Below are 18,235 nucleotides of genomic sequence, written 5' to 3'. Positions count from 1 at the left end.
GATTGTTCAGCCAGGCTGAACTTAATCATCGAAAACATTCGATGGACCTTCGGGGTGCCGGGACGCGAGAGTCAGGGGCATGACCTTCGACCCGAACCTGGACCAGGACCCGCACGCCAACGACGCCGCGCCCTACGGAGGCGGCGACCCCTACGCCGACTACCGCCACGGTGACTTCCCCTTCACCGAGCTCGTCGACCTGGCCGACCGTCGGCTCGGCGCCGGGGTCGTCGCGGCCAACGACGAGTTCTTCGCCGAGCGCGAGAACCTCCTCGTCCGCGAGCGTGCCGTCTTCGACCCGGAGCACTTCGGTCACAAGGGCAAGATCATGGACGGCTGGGAGACGCGCCGCCGCAGGGGCGCCGACGCCGAGAACGTCTTCCCCGCCCCCGAGGAGCACGACTGGGCGATCGTCCGCCTCGGCGCCCCCGGCGTCATCCGCGGCATCGTCGTCGACACCGCCCACTTCCGCGGCAACTACCCGCAGCGGGTGTCGATCCAGGCCACCGCCGTCGAGGGCGCGCCCAGCCCGGAGCAGCTGCTCGCCGGCGACGTGAAGTGGGAGGAGATCGTCCCGCCGACCCCCGTCCGTGGCCACGCCGCCAACGGCTTCGAGATCGACGCCGAGCGCCGCTTCACGCATGTGCGCCTGTGCCAGCACCCCGACGGCGGCATCGCGCGGCTGCGGGTCCACGGCGAGGTCGTGCCCGATCCCGAGTGGCTGGAGCTGCTCGGCACCCTCGACCTCGTCTCCGTGCTCAACGGCGGGGTGTACGAGGACGCGTCGGACAAGTTCTACTCCTCGCCGACCCAGATCATCCTGCCCGGCACCTCCCGCAAGATGGACGACGGCTGGGAGAACCGCCGCCGCCGGGTCCGGGGCACCAACGACTGGGTACGCTTCCGGCTCGCCGCCCAGGGCGCCGTACGGGCCGTCGAGATCGACACCGCCTACCTCAAGGGCAATTCGGCCGGCTGGATCGCCCTCCAGGGGCGCAATGGAGACAACGGCGAGTGGTTCGAGATCATCCCGCGCACCCGGCTCCAGCCCGACACCCTGCACCGCTTCAAGCTGCCCGCGCGCGCCGTCGTGACCCACGTACGCCTCGACGCCTTCCCGGACGGCGGTGTGGCCCGGATGCGGCTGCACGGCACGCTCACGGAGGAGGGCGCGGCCGCGCTGCGCCGCCGCTTCGACGAGCTGAACGGCTGAGCGGCCCACCGGTTTCCGCCCGGCCGGCGGTAGCGCGCCGACGCCCGCCCGCCGGGCGGACCTGAGCGCGAAGGGGCACCTCCGTGGGGGAGGGTGCCCCTTCGCCGTACCCGGGGAGCCGCGGCACATGACGTCCGTCAGGCAAGAACCCGACGTCAACTCGCGGTGAATGTGGCCATTTTGGGTCTCACTATGCTCAAGATCAAAGTGATTGAGGAGTTTTTTCAGTCACTTATGGGCATGGTGGGGCGGCCGAACACCACCCCCACACATCACAGCAGGACCGGAGAACCGATGGACAACGACCTCGTGCCGCTCTACTACAGCCGGAAGACGGCCGACATCCTCCACAAGTACGGGCCAGGACCACGGGTCCACTTCCACATGGGCCTCTTCGCTCCCGGTGCCACCCCCAACACCACCGTCACCCAAGGCGTCCTCAAGCGCCGCATAGTCGAGTCACAGGAGGCGATCGTCGACCACGCCGCCCGCACCTGGGGCGCGTACGCGACACCCCCCAAGCGCCTGCTCGACATCGGCTGCGGCGTCGGCGGCGGCTCGCTCTACTGGGCGCAGGAACACGGCGCCAAGGTCACCGGCATCACGGTCACCGGCGAACACCTCCCGGTCATCGAGGAGTTCGCCCGCCAGGCGGGGGTCAGCGGCCGTGTCACCCCCGTCCTCGGTGACATCCACGACTTCCGTACCAAGCGCAAGTACGACGCCGCCTACGCCAACGAGAGCTCCGGCTACATGGACCGCGAGCGGCTCTTCGAGGTCGTCGCGGCCGCGCTGAAGCCGGGCGGCTGGTTCGGCATCCAGGAGCATTTCATCTGCCGCCCCGAGTGGACCGAGTTCATCGACGGCTACTACAAGACCCGGCTCGGCACCCTCACCGAATACATCACCGCCGCCGAGGCGGCCGGCTTCGAACTGGAGCAGGACGAGGACGTCACCGACCGGGTCGCCGAGTTCTGGGTCCAGTCCATGGCCTGGAACACCGCCGAACTGGACCGCATCGAGGCCACCGGCGCCGCCTCCGCCTGGACCCGCGAGCGGCTCCAGGAGTCCACCATCACCCACGGCAAGCTCTTCCGGATCTGGCGCGACCACGCGCTGGAGACCCGGCTGCTCCTCTTCCGGCTCGGCGGGGGCGCCTGACCATGCCGCCTGTGTACGCCAAGGACGCGCCGGCCTCCCGGATCGGCTGGGAACTGCCGCCGTTCTACTGCCCGTTCAACGAAAGCCTGATCCACGCCAAGGCCGCGGAGCTCGAAGAGCGCGCCGTCGCCTGGATCGACGCGTTCGGCATCTACCCGGACGCCACCGAGCGGGCCTGGGGCCTCGCCACCCACAGCGCCGACTTCACCAGCCGCATCATCCCGTACGGCGACATCGAGCCGGTCCTGCTCTTCATCGAGTGGAACTACTGGGCCAACGCCGTCGACGACTGGCAGGACTCGGGGTCCACGGCCACCCGCACCGCGGACATCGCGGACCACAGCGCCCGGCTCGTCCGCTCCATCGAGGCCCCCGGCTCCGGGCTGCTGCCCCCGGGACCCCTCACGGTGGCCCTGGACGACCTCGTGACCCGTACCCGCGCCATGCTGACCCCGTTCCAGCTGCGCAGGTTCAGCGAGGGCACCCGCGACTGGCTGTTCGGCGCGGGATGGCAGACGTCCAACGCCGAGCGCGGCGTCATGCCCTCCCTCAACGACTTCGCCGCGATGCGCATGTCGGTCAACGGCACCCGCTTCACCCTCACCTGGTGCGACGCGGCCAACGGCATCCACGTACCGGCCGACGTGCTCTACTCGGCGCCCGTCCAGGCGCTGACCGACGCCGCCGGGTTCATCGTCTCCTGCGACAACGACCTCTACTCGTACAACAAGGAGGACCACCAGGACCCGTGGGAGCAGAACCTGCTCAACGTCGTCGCCCGGCACCACGGCTGTACGCCGAAGGAGGCGCTGGTGCCTGCCGTGGCGCTGCGGGACCGTGCGATGACGCTCTTCGTCCGGCTGCGCGAGCAGCTCGCCCGGGGCGCCGACGAACAGCTCGGCCGCTATCTCGACTCGCTCGCCCACTACGTGTCCGGCTGCATCGAATGGCAGAACCTCGCCCCGCGTTACGCCAGTCCGCGCAACCGCAACACACTGCCGGTCGAGGGGGCCTCGTACGACATCACCTGGCGGGACACGCCGAGTGACCCGAGCCCCGAGCCGCCGCCGGTCCCGGCGATCGCCTGGTGGTGGCGGCAGCTCGACGGCTGACGGAACGATCCCTCAGCGGCGGCCCACCAGCCGGCCCCACCACGAGCCTCGGACCGGCGAGCGGTCCTGCGGGCCGGGGGCGGGCGCGGCCGCCGCCTCGGGCAGCGGCTGGGCGCCGCTTGCCCCGGGAAGGGGCGTGGCCGAGGTGACGGTGGCTCCTCGAGGGGTGAACGACACCGGCAGCGCCACCAGCTGGCGTGACATCAGCGAGGCGTCCCAGCGCAGTTCGCCTTCCGGGACGGCCAGCTCCAGGTCGGGCAGGCGCGCCAGCAGGACGTCGATGCCGGTGTCCGCGATGGCCCGGCCGATGTCCTGGCCCGGGCACTCGTGCGGACCGCCGCTGAACGCCAGGTGGGAGCGGTTGCCATGGACCGGGACCGTCAGGTCCGGCCGGATCTCCGGATCCACGTTGGCCGCCGCGAGCCCCAGCAGCACCATGTCACCGGCCTTGATCTGCCGGCCGCCGAGCACCGTGTCCCCGGTCGCCCAGCGGCCCAGGATGGTCGACAGCGGCGGCTCGTCCCACAGCACCTGTTCCAGCGCGTCCGGCAGGGTCATGTGACCGCCGGAGAGGCTCGCGCGGAACCGGCGATCGGTGAGGACGAGCCGCAGGGTGTTGGCGATCAGGTTGGCCGTCGTGGAGAAGGCCGCGATGAGCACCAGCCGCAGATGCTCGATGATCTCCGCTTCGCTGAGCGAGGTGGAGTGCTCCAGGAGCCAGGAGGTGAAGTCCCGGCCGGGCACGGTCCGCTTGCGCGCGACCAGCTGCTCCAGCGCCTCGGTCACATAGGCGTTGCTGGCCACCGCCGTCTCGGTGCCCTTGATCATGTCGCGGGCGGCCTCGACCAGCCGTGGACCGTACGATTCCGGGGCCCCGACCAGCTGGGTCATCACCAGCATCGGCAGCGGTTCGGCGAAGTCCCGGACCAGATCGGCCCGCGCGCTGTCGGCGAAGGCGTCGATCAGCTGGTTGGCGAACCGTGTCACATAGCGCCGGATCCCGCGCCGGTCGAGCCGTTCGAGCGACTCGGTGACCGCGCCACGCAGCCGCTCGTGCTCGGCACCGTCCTGGAAGTTGCACACGGGCTGCCACGCGGCGATCGGCGTGAGCGGATGGTCCGGCGGAACCTTCCCCTCCTGCATGTCGCGCCAGCGACGGGAGTCCCGCGAGAAGCGGGACGGCGTCCGCGCCACATCGAGGTTCTCGCGGTGACCGAGCACCAGCCAGGCCGGCAGGTCCCCCTGGACCAGGACGGGCGCCACCGCGCCGTGCTCGGCGCGCAGCTTCTCGTACAGGGCTCCCGGGTCCGCCTCGGCCTCGGGGCCGTAGAGCCGGTGGGCCGGGCATCCCGGCGGTGGGGTGGGGCCCGGCGGGGGCGGGGGAGTGGTCACGATGCCTCCGGGGTCACGGCGAGGGAGTACAGATGGCGCATCAGCGTCATCAGGACGTCCCGGCTGGATTCGCGGAGCCGGGCGTCACATTGCACGAGCGGGACGGTCTCGGGCAGGTCGAGGGCGCCGCGCAGCTCCTCCAGCGGGTACGGGGGCGCGTCCGGGAAGGAGTTGACGGCGACCACGAACGGCACACCGCGCTCCTCCAGCCGGTCGATCACCTCGAAGCTGACCTCCAGCCTGCGGGTGTCGACCAGCACGACGGCGCCCAGCGCCCCCTCGAACAGGCCGTTCCACAGGAACCAGAAGCGCTGCTGGCCCGGCGTGCCGAAGAGGTAGAGGACGAGTTCGTCGTTGATGCTGATCCGGCCGAAGTCCATGGCCACGGTCGTGGAGGACTTGCGCTCCACCCCCGCGGTGTCGTCGACGCCGACCCCGGCCTGGGTCATCGTCTCCTCGGTGGTCAGCGGCCGGATCTCGCTGACCGAGCCGACCAGGGTCGTCTTGCCGACCCCGAACCCTCCGACGACGACCACCTTCACGGCGGCCGACGCCGTCTGCGGCAGCACGTCCTCGCGCCGCGGCCCGGAGGGAGGCTCAGAGTTTCTGAAGTCCATCGATCACTGCCTCAATCAATGCCAGGTCGGGGAGTTGGGCGCGGGCGACGGGGGCACGCGAGAGGACGAGGTCGGCGGCGAGCAGATCGTCGAGCAGGACGGTGACCACGCTCACCGGGAGGCCGAGATAGGCGGAGATCTCGGCCACCGACAGGGGTGCCTGGCACAGCCTGATGATCGCCGCGTGCTCCGGCTGCATGCCGGGCTTGGGCCCCGACCTGGCCACGATCAGCGTGACCAGGTCGAGCGTGGCCGTCCCTAAGGCGCCGCTGCGGCCGCCGGTGATCACATAAAGCCGCTCGGGGCTCGCGTCCTCCCAGTCGCCCCCCGGATCGCTCACGCGGTCCGGCCCTCGCTGCGCGGCGGGCTGCTGAGATGCTCTCCGATCCGCGCCACCAGGTCCCGCATCCGCTGACCCATCAGACCGGCGTCGACGCCCTCGTCGGCGAGGACCGCCAGGTATGCCCCGGCGCCGGCCGCCATCAGATAGAAGAAGCCGCCGTCCATCTCGATCACCACGAGCCGCATCCGGCCCTGGGAGTGCGGGAGTTCGGACGCGACCGCGCCCGCGAGGCTCTGCAGTCCGGCACAGGCGGCGGCCAGCCGGTCGGCGGTGTCGGTCTCCGTGCCGTGCTGCGCCATCCGCAGGCCGTCCGCGGAGAGCACGATGACATGACGGGTCTGCGGGACACCCTCGGCCAGGTCCTTGAGCATCCAGTCCATATCGGCCCGCTGCTGACTCACGGCTGTTCCCCCTTGCTCGCCGAGGCCGACGAGACGTTGTCGTTCTGGTTCTCTCCCGACAGGCCGCTCTGGAAGGCGGCCAGCCACAGCCCTGGTTCGGTCGAGGGCGTGGTCTCGGGCTGGTCGGTGGTGGTCTCCGGGGCCGCGGCCCCGGGGGTGGCGGCCTCGGGCGCGGTGGCCCGGGCCTTGCGACGGCGCTGCGGGAGGCCGTTCGCGGTCACTTCGGTCACGGCGGACGGGGTGGGGCCCGCCGGCACCTCCGGCGCGGGCGCGGAGGGCGCCGAGGCCGGGGCGGCGGAGCCGGCGGGCCGCGAGGCGGGCTCCAGGGCCCCGCGGGGGCCGGAGGAGGTGCCGATGCCGTGGGCGACACCGGTCGCCGCGGAGGTGGTGGTGATCAGGTGCTGCGGGACGACGACGACGGCCCGTACACCGCCGTACGCCGAGGAGCGCAGCGAGACCTGGAAGTCGTACGCCTGCGAGAGGCGGCCGACGACGGCGAGGCCCAGCCGGGGCGTCTCGCCCAGGTCGTTGACGTCGATGCCGCGCTGGGCCTGCTGGAGCATCCGCTCGGCCCGCTTGCGGGCCTCCTCGCTCATGCTGACGCCGCCGTCCTCGATCTCGACCGCGATGCCCGAGTTCACGTCGACGGCGGTCAGATGCACCTTGGTGTGCGGCGGCGAGTAGCGGGTGGCGTTGTCCAGGAGCTCGGCGAGCGCGTGGATGAGGGGTTCGACGGCGGGGCCGACGACGGCCACCTCGGAGACGGAGTGGAGCTCCACCCGCTGGTAGTCGATGATCCGTGACATGGCACCGCGCAGCACGCTGTACAGCGGTACGGCCTTGCTCCACTGGCGGCCCGGCCGGGCGCCGCCGAGGACGGCGATGGAGTCGGCGAGGCGGCCGATGAGCGCGGTGCCGTGGTCCAGCCGCAGCAGGTCGCCGAAGACCTCCGGCGTCTTGCCGTGCCGGTCCTCCATCCCGCGCAGCTCCTGGGCCTGCTGGTGGACGATCGCCTGGACGCGGCGGGCGATGTTCACGAATGCCCGCTGGGCCGAGTCGCGCAGGTCCTCCTCGGCGACGACGGCGTCGAGGACGGAGCGGAGCACCGCCAGGTGCGCGGCCCTGAACTCCGGGGTGAGACCGGGCTCGTAGACGTCCGAGGCCTCCAGGGAGGTGAGGACGTCCTCGGGGAACTCGCCCTTGCGCAGCCGCCCGACGACATCGGGCAGCAGCTCGGAGGCGAGCCGTACCGTCTCGGCCTGCTGCCGCTCCAGCGCCGTCCGCTGGTCGGCGACCGTGGCCCGGAGCTCGGCCAGCTGCCTGCCGCGCCGGTGGGCCACGGCGCAGGACAGGGCGACCGCGGCGAAGGCCACGGCACCGAGCCAGGCGACCGGGGTGCGGGCCGGTGCGGAGACCAGGGCCACGGCGAGAACGGTGCCCGCCGCCGTCACGGCGGCGGGCACCGCCCATATGACGGGTGAGGTCGGCCCTGAACTGCCGGGCGACGATCCCTCTCGAACCATCAGAACCCTCAAACGATCGAAAGCGAAAGATCAAAGGACAACGGCGGGGAAGCTTATCGGTTCTGCGCACACATCTTGACAGCGGGTCATGATGCGGAAGTGGAGGGGGAGTTGCGCTTTGACGCAATCTCGACCCTCGGACGGTGACCTACACGAAGGCGCCCCGGACCAGCTGGTCCGGGGCGCCTTCGCGCGTTCGACTCCCGTACTACGCGCGGGCGTCCGCCGCCTGCGCCTTCAGCGCACGCTCGATACCCGCGCGCGACTCGGTCACCATCCGGCGCAGCGCCGGAACCGGGTCGTGCTCGGCGATCCACGCGTCCGTCGCGTCCAGCGTCTCCTGCGACACCTGGAGTGCGGGGTAGAGGCCCACCACGATCTGCTGCACGATCTCGTGGCTGCGGGTCGCCGCGACGTCCTTGATCGACGCGAAGTACTTCGCCGTGTACGGCGCGAGCAGCTCACGCTGGTCGGTCTGGACGAAGCCCGCGATCACCGCCTCCTGCACGGCGTTGGCCAGCTTGTCGGAGTCCACGACCGACGCCCACGCCTCGGCCTTCGCCGCCTCGGTCGGGCGGGCGGCACGCGCGGTGGCGGCATGCCGCTCACCCGCCGCGGTCCGGTCACGCTCCAGCTCGGCCGCGATCCGGTCCTCCTCGAACCGGCCCGTCGCCGCGAGCCGCTCCACGAACGCCCAGCGCAGCTCGGTGTCGACGGCCAGCCCCTCGATGGTCTGCGAGCCGTCGAGCAGCCCCTCCAGCAGATCGAGCTCGGCGTCCGTACGGGCCGTCGCCGCGAACGCCCGCGCCCACGCCAGCTGGTGGTCGCTGCCCGGCTCGGCCGCCCGCAGCTGCTCCAGCGTCGCCTGCGTCCAGCGCGCGAGGCCGGTGGCCCGCCACGCCGGGTCCGCGTACAGGTCGATGGCGAGCTTGACCTGGCGGTGCAGCGACTGCACCACACCGATGTCGGACTCCTTGGTGATGCCGGAGAGCACCAGCTCCACGTAGTCCCGGGTGGCCAGCTCGCCGTCGCGGGTCATGTCCCAGGCCGAGGCCCAGCACAGCGCGCGCGGCAGCGACTCGGTGAAGTCCCCGAGGTGTGCGGTGACATTGCGCAGCGACTCCTCGTCGAGCCGCACCTTGGCGTACGACAGGTCGTCGTCGTTGAGCAGCACGACCGCCGGCCGGGCCGTGCCGACCAGCTGCGGTACGTCGGTCAGCTCGGCCGCCGCCACGTCCAGCTCGATCCGCTCCGTACGGACCAGCTTGCCCGCCTGGAGCTCGTACAGGCCGATCGCGATCCGGTGCGGACGCAGCGTCGCCTCGCCCTTGGCACCGGCCGGCAGCGCCGGGGCCTCCTGGCGCACCGCGAAGGCGGTGATGACGCCCTCGGCGTCCGTCTCGATCTCCGGGCGCAGGATGTTGATACCGGCGGTTTCCAGCCACGCCTTCGACCAGCTCTTCAGATCACGGCCGGAGGTCTCCTCCAGCGCGCCGAGCAGGTCGGGCAGCCGCGTGTTGCCGAACGCGTGCCGCTTGAAGTACGCCTGCACACCCTGGAAGAACTCGTCCTCGCCGACGTACGCGACCAGCTGCTTGAGCACGCTGGCACCCTTGGCGTACGTGATGCCGTCGAAGTTGACCTGCACGTCCTCCAGGTCGTTGATCTCGGCCATGATCGGATGCGTGGACGGCAGCTGGTCCTGGCGGTAGGCCCAGGTCTTCTCCGCGTTGGCGAAGGTGGTCCAGGCGTTCGGCCAGCGCGAGCCCGGCGCCGAGGCCTGGCAGGCGACCGAGGTGAAGGTGGCGAACGACTCGTTCAGCCACAGGTCGTTCCACCACTCCATGGTGACCAGGTCGCCGAACCACATGTGGGCGAGCTCGTGCAGGATCGTCTCGGCCCGCCGCTCGTACGCCGCGTCCGTCACCTTCGACCGGAAGACGTACTGGTCACGGATGGTCACCGCGCCCGCGTTCTCCATCGCGCCCGCGTTGAACTCCGGCACGAACAGCTGGTCGTACTTGGCGAAGGGGTAGTCGTAGGCGAACTTCTCCTGGAACCAGTCGAAGCCCTGCCGGGTGACCTCGAAGATGTGGTCCGCGTCCAGGAACTCGGCCAGCGACGGACGGCAGTAGATGCCCAGCGGAACGCTCTGCCCGTCCTTCTCGTACGAGCTGTGCACCGCGTGGTACGGGCCCACGATCAGCGCCGTGATGTACGTGGAGATCCGCGGGGTCGGCTCGAAGACCCACAGGTCGTCCTTGGGCTGGGGCGTCGGCGAGTTCGAGATCACCGTCCAGCCGCTGGGCGCCTTCACGGTGAACTGGAACGTCGCCTTCAGGTCCGGCTGCTCGAAGCAGGCGAAGACCCGGCGCGCGTCCGGCACCTCGAACTGCGTGTACAGATAGGCCTGGTCGTCGACCGGGTCGACGAAGCGGTGCAGACCCTCACCGGTGTTCGTGTACGCGCAGTCGGCGACGACCGTGAGCTCGTTGCGGCCCTCGCGCAGATGGGGCAGGGCGATCCGGGAGTCCCGGAAGACGGCGGCCACGTCGAGCGCGTGCCCGTTCAGCACGACCTCGTGCACCGCGGGGGCCACCAGGTCGATGAAGGTCTCCGCCTTGCCCTGGGCGGAATCGAAGCGGACGGTGGTGACGGACCGGTAGGTGCCGCCCTCCTGCGCGCCGGTCAGATCCAGGTCGATCTCGTACGCGTCCACCGTCAGCAGCCGCGCCCGCTGCTGCGCCTCTTCACGGGTCAGGTTTGTGCCAGGCACCCGGTCATCTCCTCGGTTCGTGACGTTTGGCGCCATCCTTCCACGCCGGTCATTGGCGACGCACGGCACAATTCCAGGGCCCGTCGCCACTGATCCGCAGCAGCCCGGGACCGGGCACCGGGGCGCTCACCCGCAGCTCCCCGATCTCGTTGACGAGCAGGTCCTGGTCCTCCTGGTCGTACTCCGGGTACTCGGGCGGAGTGTGCAGGTACACGGTGAAATTGCTCTCCCCGCTGTGGGCGAAGTCGAGCACCCCGGCCGGACCCTCGTAGACGACCAGATCGTGGGCCATGCCCTCGATACGGCTGTCGAAGCGGCGGGCATGGGTCAGCGGCAGGACCCGCAGCGTCCAGGGGCCGTCGGCCTCCACCCGCAGCACGAGCGGACGGTCCCGCGGGACGAGCCCGACCGTCCGGGCCCGTACGTCGTCCTCGTAGGCGGTCAGCAGATAGTCGTCGCCGCGGCCGTAGGCGTCGCAGGACTCGATGCTCGTGGAGATCGACCCGTACGACTCGATCTCCAGCATCGCCCAGCCGGGCGGGATCGCCGGATCACAGTGCACGGTCTCCTTGCCGCGGCCCTGGCGCACGAAGGGCCGGAAGGAGGAGGAGAACGGGTCCACGGGCGGCGCCTGGGAAGGGGCCGGTGCCGGTGCCGGGGGAGGCGCGACCGGGACCGGGACCGGGGCCTGGGCAGGGGCAGGTGCCGGCGGGGCGTCCACCATGATGCCGAAGTCCGTCGCCAGGCCCGCGAGGCCCGACGCGTAGCCCTGCCCCACCGCACGGAACTTCCAGCCACCGCCCCGGCGGTAGAACTCCCCGAAGACGAACGCCGTCTCCGTCGTCGCGTCCCCGATCGCGAAGTACGCCACCGGCATCCCCGCCGGATCGGTGACCCGCACGTCCAGCGCCGGCACCTGTCCGAACGTCCCGCCGTCCGCGGAGGCGGCCACCACGACCCGGTCCACGTCCGGCTCGATCCGGGGCAGATCGACGCCCAGCCAGTCCGCCGTCGGCGTGCCGGGCGCGCCCGGCGCCGACTTGCCCAGATGCCGTACGGCACCCGACGGGTGCTCCCGGTGGTTGTAGAAGACCAGGTCGGCGTCGCCGCGGACCCGCCCGCCGCCGTCCAGCAGCAGCGCGGACACATCCACATCGGGCACGCCGGGCCCGGCCGACCAGGCCACCGCGACCTGAAGGGCCTGCGGGGGCACCGGAACGTTGGCGCCCTTCGGTATCTGGGTCATGGGTCGGATCCTGTCACCCCACGCCCCGGCTTCGAACGCGTTGTCCGAATTCCGCCAGCGCCTCCCCGCGCCCGCGCGGAACGCTGGAGCCATGACATTGCACACGCGGACGCCCATGACAAAGCTCACGACCACGTACACAGCCCGGCCCATCTCCCCGGCCGCCCTCGCCCAGCTGCGCGTCACCGACGACGCGGGCCTGCCCTGCGGGCCGTACGAGGACAGCGAGGGCGGGGCGCCCCTGCGCTGCTGTCTGCGGCTCTCCCGGGGCGGGGAGCGCATCGCCCTCGTCTCCTACGCCCCGCTGCGCCGCTGGGCGGCCGAGCGCTGGGCCAGGCCGGGCGCCTACGACGAGCAGGGCCCCGTCTTCATCCACGCCGAGGAGTGCGGGGGCCCGCGGGAGGCGACGGCGTACCCCTTCTCACGCCCCGGCGCACTGCGGACCGTCCGTCGCTACGACAGCGAGGGCAGAATCGCCGGCGGCCGCCTCCTGGAGATCCCGGAGGCGGCCGACGAGGGGTTCGATCAGGCCTTTGCGGAAGCCTTCGCCGACCCGGAGGTGGCCCTGGTCCATGTCAGGGCCGTCGAGCACGGCTGCTTCCTGTTCGAGGTCAGGCGCCCGTGAGCTCCTGGGCCACCAGCTCCGCGATCTGCACGGCGTTCAGCGCCGCTCCCTTGCGGAGGTTGTCGTTGGACAGGAACAGCGCCAGACCGTTCTCGACGGTCTCGTCGACCCGGATACGGCCCACGTACGAGGCGTCCTTGCCGGCCGCCTGGAGCGGCGTGGGGATCTCGGAGAGCTCGACGCCCTCGGCGTCCTTCAGCAGCTCGTAGGCGCGCTCGACGCTGATCGGACGGTCGAAGCGGGCGTTGACCTGGAGGGAGTGGCCGGAGAAGACCGGGACGCGGACGCAGGTGCCGGAGACCTTGAGGTCCGGGATCTCCAGGATCTTGCGGGACTCGTTGCGGAGCTTCTGCTCCTCGTCGGTCTCGAAGGAGCCGTCGTCGACGATCGAGCCGGCGAGCGGGAGCACGTTGAAGGCGATGGGGCGCTTGTAGACGCCCGGCTCGGGGTAGGTGACGGCCTCGCCGTCGTGGGTGAGCTCGGTGGCCCGCTCGGCGACGGCCTTGATCTGCCCGTCGAGCTCGGCGACACCGGCCACGCCCGAGCCGGAGACGGCCTGGTAGGTGGTGGCGACCAGGGCGGTCAGGCCCGCCTCCTGGTGGAGCGGCTTGAGGACCGGCATGGCGGCCATGGTGGTGCAGTTCGGGTTGGCGATGATCCCCTTGGGGCGGTCCTTGACCGCGTGCGGGTTCACCTCGGAGACGACCAGCGGGACCTCGGGGTCACGGCGCCAGGCGGAGGAGTTGTCGATCACCACGGCGCCCTGGGAGGCGACCTTCTCGGCCAGCGTCTTGGAGGTGGCGCCACCGGCGGAGAAGAGCACGATGTCCAGGCCGGTGTAGTCGGCGGTGGCGGCGTCCTCGACCGTCACACCGTCCAGCACCGTGCCGGCGGAGCGGGCGGAGGCGAACAGCCGCAGCTCGGTGACCGGAAAGTTCCGCTCGGCCAGGATCCTGCGCATGACTGTGCCGACCTGACCGGTGGCTCCGACGATTCCGACCTTCACGGGTGCTCCTCCGTACGTACGTGCAGTGTGCTGCTGCTCCATGATGCGTATGTCCACGCCCGGCTTGTCCAATCCATTGTCCGAGGACCGGACACAGGCCGGGACGCGGAAGGGGCGGACGCCGGTTCCGGCGCCCGCCCCCCAGGGTGTTCCGCGATGCTACGGCGTGACCTTGCCGATCACGACGCTGCCGGTGCCCGCGACGGTGCCGCGGGCGTTCAGCAGCTGGACCTCGCCGAAGAACTGCCGGCCCTCGGGCGCGGCACCGGCGACCAGCACCTCGGCGCCGACCTGGCCGCTCGCGCCGTTCGCCAGGGTCACCGCCTTCGACTCGTCGACCTTCACGGTGCCGAGCGCGGCGGAGTAGTACACGTCCTTGTAGTCGAACGTGGTGCCCTCGGCCGCCTGGACCGCGTAGCCGTCGACGACGATCGTGTACGTACCGGCGGCGGGGTTGACCAGGGAGACCGACTCCTCCGAGTCGCCGTCCGCGGACTGGCCCACCCGGGTCGCGCCGCGGTAGACCGTGAGGTCCAGGTCGGCGGCCTTGTCGGAGGTGTTGCCGATGGCGACGTCGAGCCGCTCGACACCCTCACCGATGGTGACCGTACGGGTCTGCTGCTCGTGGTGCTTGATGGTCGGGGTCTCGACCTTGGCGGAGCCCAGCGAGCCGCCCTTCAGCTTGCCGTCGATGGCGGCGAAGCCGTTGGTGACCTTCCACTCGACGGCGGCCGGGGTGCCGACCTTCGCCTCGGGCACGGTCTGCGTGGCCGGGTCGAAGGAGGCGCCGAGCACCGTCACGTCCAGCTTGAACGGGTTGTCCAGCTCGGGCGAGGTGCGCCGGGACTCGACCACGATCTCCCAGACGCCCGGGGTCGGGTCGGTGTACGACCGCAGGTCCGGACGGCAGCCGTTGCCACCGAGGTAGTTCGGGTAGCAGCGGTTGGTCGCGGTGTCCTCGATCGCCACGCCGTACGGGTGGTTGGCGATGAACCGGGTCTGGCTCAGGCCCTTCAGCCCGCCCAGGCCGATCTCCAGCGACTTGGCGCCCTGGGGCACGGTCACGAAGTACGACGTGTGGCTGTTGCGCTGGACCGAGGAGGCCGCGGAGAAGCCGTACGCGGGCTTGGCCAGCGGCTGGGCGACCACCACGGTCGACAGGATTTGCTTGTCGACGCCCTCGGTGCCCTCGTCGTCCAGCTGGAGGATCGCGCTGTGCACGCCGGCCGTCTTCGCCTTCGCCTCGACCTTGACGGTCACCGGCTTGTTCAGCGGCAGGGTGATGTAGTCGTACGCGGTGGCGGCCTTGAAGGTGCCGTCGTTGTACTTCCAGCTGAGGTTGTGGCGGACGCCGTGGCTCGGGCCGGAGGTGCGGGTGACGGTGACGTTGTACGTCTTCTTCTGGCCCGTCTTCAGACCGCCCTCGCGGTCGTAGACGCCGGTGCCGGTGTGCGGCGCCGGGAAGATCGCGGTGTCGACCGGGGCCTCGACCTTGTAGGCGTGCGCGGTGGCGCCGGCCTGGATGGACGCCCAGGCCTTGTTGATGTCGATCAGACCCGAGCCCTGCTCGTGCGCGGCGACACCGGAGATCTTCTTGGCGGTGCTGGTGAGCGCGGTGCGCAGGGTGAGCGGGGAGAGCTCGACCTTCTTCTGCTTCGCGGCGGACAGCAGCAGCGCGGAGGCGCCGGCGGCCTGCGGCGAGGACATCGAGGTGCCGTTGAGCATGCCGTAACCGGCGGGCAGCGTGTAGCCGGCCTCGGCGACTCCGGAGCCCGCCTGCCAGGTCGGGGTGGTGTTCACGGCCGAGCCGGGCGCGGTGATCGTCGGGGTGAAGCCGCCGTCCTCACGCGGACCGCGCGAGGAGAAGGGGAACATGGCGTACTTCTTCTCGACGGCCGAGCCGTAGTTGGAGGCCCAGGTCTCCTTGGAGATGGCCGCGCCGACCGAGATGACCTTGTCGGCCAGGGCCGGGTCGCCGATCGTGTTGATGCCGGGGCCTTCGTTGCCGGCCGAGATGACCAGCTGGACGCCGTGCTCGTCGATCAGCCGGGTGTAGAGGCGGGCGCGGACGTTGTCGCCGTCGTTCTGCGCGGGCAGGCCGCCGATCGACATGTTGACGATGTCGACGCCGCGGTTGACGACGAGGTCGGTCATGCCCTCCATGAGGGCGGTGTTGGTGCAGCCGCCGGTCCAGGTGCACGCGCGCGAGGAGACGATCTTCGCGCCGGGCGCCGCGCCGTTCATCTTGCCGCCGAAGAGGCTGTGGGCGGCGGTGATGCCGGCGACGTGGGTGCCGTGCGAGGACTCGACGAGACCGACGTTGACGAAGTCGGCCTTCTTGCCCTCCCAGTCGGGGCCCGCGGCGTCCATCGGGACGTCCTTGCGGATCTCGATGACGAAGGGGGTCTTCTCGGCGACCGGGGTGGCCGGGTCGTCCGTGCCGAACCAGCCGATCTGGAAGCCGTCCTTGTACGGCTTCATCGGCTCGTTGTCCGTGAAGTCGTTGTCCTGGTCGGTGTCCACGCGGACGGTGCCGGCGGCGGCGTCGTAGAGCATGCCGAAGACGTCGGTGGTGTCGCCGTCCCGGTTGATGTCACCGGCCGGGTCGCCGCCCTGGGTGATCTTCTCGGTGAAGCGGCTGAACTTGAAGGAGCCGGCGGGCGCCTTCCAGCTCTGCTCGGCCGAGGTGAACACCGGGCCGTCGACCGTGGTGATCTGCGCGCGCCAGGTGGCGTCGCCCTCGGTCAGCGGGTCGGTGGCGGTGACCCAGTCGACGATCTTGCGCTCGCCGGTGGTGGTCTTCTGCAGCGCCGGGTGGCCGAGGTCCACACCCGAGTCGAGGATGCCGATGGTCACACCGCGGCCGTCGGCCTTGGGGTTCTTCTTGACGAAGTCGACCGCACCGGTCTCGAAGGCCGGGTTGTACGGGTTCTTCGCGGGGGTGTCCTTGCCCGGGGCCGGGTAGGTGCCCGCGGTGGCGCCGCCCGCGGCACCGGCGGTGCCCGCGTCGGGGCGCGGGTCGTCCAGCTTGATCTCCGCCTGGAGGTCGACGGCCTGGACGGAGGAGAGCTTGGTGGCCGCCTTGATGGCCGCGTCGGCCTTGGCGGTGGGGAGCGTGGCCCGCACGTAGCCGAGCTTGTCGTCGGTCTTGCCGACCGCCGCGCCCTTGAGGGCGTCGAGCTGGCCGGCGACCTGCTCGGTCGCGCCGGGCGCGGTGGCGATCAGGACGGTGACGGTCTGCTGGCCCTTGGCCTCGGCCTCGGCGAGCCGCTGGGCGTCGGTCGCGCCGAGCTTGTCGGCGGCGTCGGTGGCCTTCACGGGCGGGGTCGAGCCGGCCGGGTCCTCGGCGGCGAAGACCGGCGCGGCGCCGGCCGCGACCAGCGCGGTGACCAGACCGGCCGCGGCGGCGATGCGGGCCGCGCGTCTGTGCCCGGGCGTCGAGCGCCCGGATATGGAGCTCTGGGATTCGGGGGTGGTCATTTACATCCCTGTATGTGAAAGAGAGGGTCCGGATTTCGGTGCCGGATGACCGCTGACTCTTTCGCAAGGGACGGGGTTTTGTGGAGAGTTGTCGAGGGGCGGGATACGGCTTTGGCGCACATCCGCCACCGCTGGACATGCGCCATGAAGGCCAAACCACCCGTAACGCGTACAGAGCGAACGGGACTTACCCCGGGTTAGTTGTCCTTTGTACGGGCGTAGTGCCGTGAGGCCTTCGCGCGGTTGCCGCACGCGGCCATCGAGCACCAGCGCCGGGTGCCGTTCCGTGAGGTGTCGAAGAAGTGCAGAATGCACGCCTCGTGGGCACATGCCCGGATCCGGTCGGGCGCGGTGCCCAGCAGGTCGAGGTAGTTGCGGGCGGCCGTCCAGGCCGGACCCCAGGTGTCCGAGGCGAACTCCGCCTCCTCGCCCGGCCCCTGCGCGGTCAGCGTGGCCCGGATCCGGCCGTGTCCGAGCACCGCGTCGACCAGGGCGGTGGCCCGTGGGTCGCCGGGGCTGTCGACGACGGCGCCCAGGGCGTCGCGCGCGGTGAGCAGGTGGCGCAGGGTCGTCGCGTCGGCGGTGAAGCGGCCGTCGAGGCCGTTCGACGCCAGCCAGACGGCGAGGCCGTCGGTGTCCGTGAGCAGGTCCTGGCGGACGCCCTCATGGTTCCAGCGGGTGTTGAGCAGATCGAGGGAGACCGGCTCCCCGATGAGCGGCCGCGGGTCGGATCCGGGCATCGCCGGCACCTCTTCTCTCTCGCCCCCCGCTACTAACCCCTCAAGGGTACGTGACCGGTTGCGCTCACTGCGGCTAACCTCTAAAGTCATTTACAACGGTTAGGTAATCACCGAGGGGAATCGTCATGACCACGAGCACCACCCTGCGCACCGGCCACATCGGCCTCAATGTCACGGACATCGAGCGGTCGCTCGCCTTCTACAGCGACGTCTTCGGCCTCGACGTCCTCACCGAGGGCAAGGAAGAAGGGCAGCGGTACGCCTTCCTCGGCCAGGACGGCCGGCTGGTCCTCACCCTCTGGCAGCAGGCCTCCGGCCCGTACGCCCCCGGCCTCGCCGGGCTGCACCACCTCGCCTTCGAGGCCGACTCGATCGAGCAGGTCAGGGCGGCGGAGACCCGGCTCAAGGAGCGCGGTGCCACCTTCGCCCACGAGGGCGTCGTCGCCCACCGCGAAGGTGCGGCGTCGGGCGGCATCTTCTTCCACGACCCGGACGGCACCCGCCTGGAGATCTACGCCCCGACCGGCGCGGAGACCGCGGAGGCCCCCTCGGCCTCGACCCCGACCTGCGGCTTCTTCTAGCCGCCCGCCCCGCCCGCAG

Annotated in this window: 15 protein-coding genes; 5 read left to right on the top strand and 10 right to left on the bottom strand. The window is 71.0% G+C overall.

Annotated features, from left to right (window positions below):
• Window positions 1–79 precede the first annotated feature (79 nt).
• The 3 genes from alc to ACZ7LT_RS04310 all read left to right on the top strand — a co-directional run bounded on the left by alc (window position 80) and on the right by ACZ7LT_RS04310 (window position 3,486).
• The gene (gene alc, locus ACZ7LT_RS04320) at window positions 80–1,213 is read left to right on the top strand and encodes an allantoicase (protein ID WP_471234033.1); all 1,134 of its coding nucleotides are present in this window, start codon (window positions 80–82) and stop codon (window positions 1,211–1,213) included.
• 294 nt (window positions 1,214–1,507) lie between these two features.
• Window positions 1,508–2,374 carry an SAM-dependent methyltransferase gene (locus ACZ7LT_RS04315; RefSeq protein WP_471234029.1) on the top strand — a complete coding sequence of 289 codons (867 nt, stop codon included), beginning with the start codon at window positions 1,508–1,510 and terminating at the stop codon, window positions 2,372–2,374.
• A 2-nt stretch (window positions 2,375–2,376) separates the two neighbouring features.
• The gene (locus ACZ7LT_RS04310) at window positions 2,377–3,486 is read left to right on the top strand and encodes a terpene synthase family protein (RefSeq protein WP_471234026.1); all 1,110 of its coding nucleotides are present in this window, start codon (window positions 2,377–2,379) and stop codon (window positions 3,484–3,486) included.
• A 12-nt stretch (window positions 3,487–3,498) separates the two neighbouring features.
• Here the strand turns inward: ACZ7LT_RS04310 and ACZ7LT_RS04305 are convergent, their stop codons facing one another.
• The 7 genes from ACZ7LT_RS04305 to ACZ7LT_RS04275 all read right to left on the bottom strand — a co-directional run bounded on the left by ACZ7LT_RS04305 (window position 3,499) and on the right by ACZ7LT_RS04275 (window position 11,784).
• Entirely contained in the window at window positions 3,499–4,878 is a 1,380-nt protein-coding gene (locus ACZ7LT_RS04305) for a cytochrome P450 (protein ID WP_471234021.1), read from the bottom strand.
• Window positions 4,875–5,495, bottom strand: a complete 621-nt coding sequence (locus ACZ7LT_RS04300) for a GTP-binding protein (RefSeq protein WP_471234017.1) — start codon at window positions 5,493–5,495, stop codon at window positions 4,875–4,877. Before ACZ7LT_RS04300 ends, ACZ7LT_RS04305 begins: the two co-directional genes overlap by 4 nt.
• Entirely contained in the window at window positions 5,476–5,835 is a 360-nt protein-coding gene (locus ACZ7LT_RS04295) for a DUF742 domain-containing protein (RefSeq protein WP_471234013.1), read from the bottom strand. Before ACZ7LT_RS04295 ends, ACZ7LT_RS04300 begins: the two co-directional genes overlap by 20 nt.
• Window positions 5,832–6,218 carry a roadblock/LC7 domain-containing protein gene (locus ACZ7LT_RS04290; RefSeq protein ID WP_471234785.1) on the bottom strand — a complete coding sequence of 129 codons (387 nt, stop codon included), beginning with the start codon at window positions 6,216–6,218 and terminating at the stop codon, window positions 5,832–5,834. Before ACZ7LT_RS04290 ends, ACZ7LT_RS04295 begins: the two co-directional genes overlap by 4 nt.
• A 17-nt stretch (window positions 6,219–6,235) precedes the next feature.
• On the bottom strand, window positions 6,236–7,762 hold the full coding sequence (locus tag ACZ7LT_RS04285) for a sensor histidine kinase (protein ID WP_471234010.1): 1,527 nt from the start codon (window positions 7,760–7,762) through the stop codon (window positions 6,236–6,238).
• 208 nt (window positions 7,763–7,970) lie between these two features.
• Entirely contained in the window at window positions 7,971–10,538 is a 2,568-nt protein-coding gene (gene pepN, locus ACZ7LT_RS04280; RefSeq protein WP_471234007.1) for an aminopeptidase N, read from the bottom strand.
• 49 nt (window positions 10,539–10,587) lie between these two features.
• Window positions 10,588–11,784: a TerD family protein gene (locus ACZ7LT_RS04275; RefSeq protein ID WP_471234003.1), complete on the bottom strand. Its 1,197-nt coding sequence runs from the start codon at window positions 11,782–11,784 to the stop codon at window positions 10,588–10,590.
• Window positions 11,785–11,899: 115 nt separating this feature from the next.
• On the opposite strand from ACZ7LT_RS04275, the gene ACZ7LT_RS04270 reads away from it, so the two are divergent.
• Window positions 11,900–12,409, top strand: coding sequence for a DUF1203 domain-containing protein (locus tag ACZ7LT_RS04270; RefSeq protein ID WP_471234000.1), 510 nt, complete (start codon window positions 11,900–11,902; stop codon window positions 12,407–12,409).
• Here the strand turns inward: ACZ7LT_RS04270 and ACZ7LT_RS04265 are convergent.
• From ACZ7LT_RS04265 to ACZ7LT_RS04255, 3 genes are all read right to left on the bottom strand, one after another.
• The gene (locus ACZ7LT_RS04265) at window positions 12,396–13,415 is read right to left on the bottom strand and encodes an aspartate-semialdehyde dehydrogenase (RefSeq protein WP_471233996.1); all 1,020 of its coding nucleotides are present in this window, start codon (window positions 13,413–13,415) and stop codon (window positions 12,396–12,398) included. The two genes, ACZ7LT_RS04270 and ACZ7LT_RS04265, sit on opposite strands and share 14 nt — an antisense overlap.
• Window positions 13,416–13,574: 159 nt before the next feature.
• Complete coding sequence (locus tag ACZ7LT_RS04260; RefSeq protein ID WP_471233993.1) at window positions 13,575–16,895, bottom strand: S8 family serine peptidase; 3,321 nt, start codon at window positions 16,893–16,895, stop codon at window positions 13,575–13,577.
• 197 nt (window positions 16,896–17,092) lie between these two features.
• Entirely contained in the window at window positions 17,093–17,635 is a 543-nt protein-coding gene (locus ACZ7LT_RS04255; RefSeq protein ID WP_471233991.1) for a CGNR zinc finger domain-containing protein, read from the bottom strand.
• Between the two features lie 125 nt (window positions 17,636–17,760).
• Between ACZ7LT_RS04255 and ACZ7LT_RS04250 the strand changes: the two genes are divergently transcribed.
• The gene (locus ACZ7LT_RS04250) at window positions 17,761–18,216 is read left to right on the top strand and encodes a VOC family protein (protein WP_471233990.1); all 456 of its coding nucleotides are present in this window, start codon (window positions 17,761–17,763) and stop codon (window positions 18,214–18,216) included.
• Window positions 18,217–18,235 lie beyond the last annotated feature (19 nt).

The organism is Streptomyces sp. NPDC039465 (assembly GCF_055639315.1).
The sequence above is the reverse complement of the archived record's forward strand: the minus strand, read 5'-3'. Positions and strand labels throughout refer to the sequence as shown.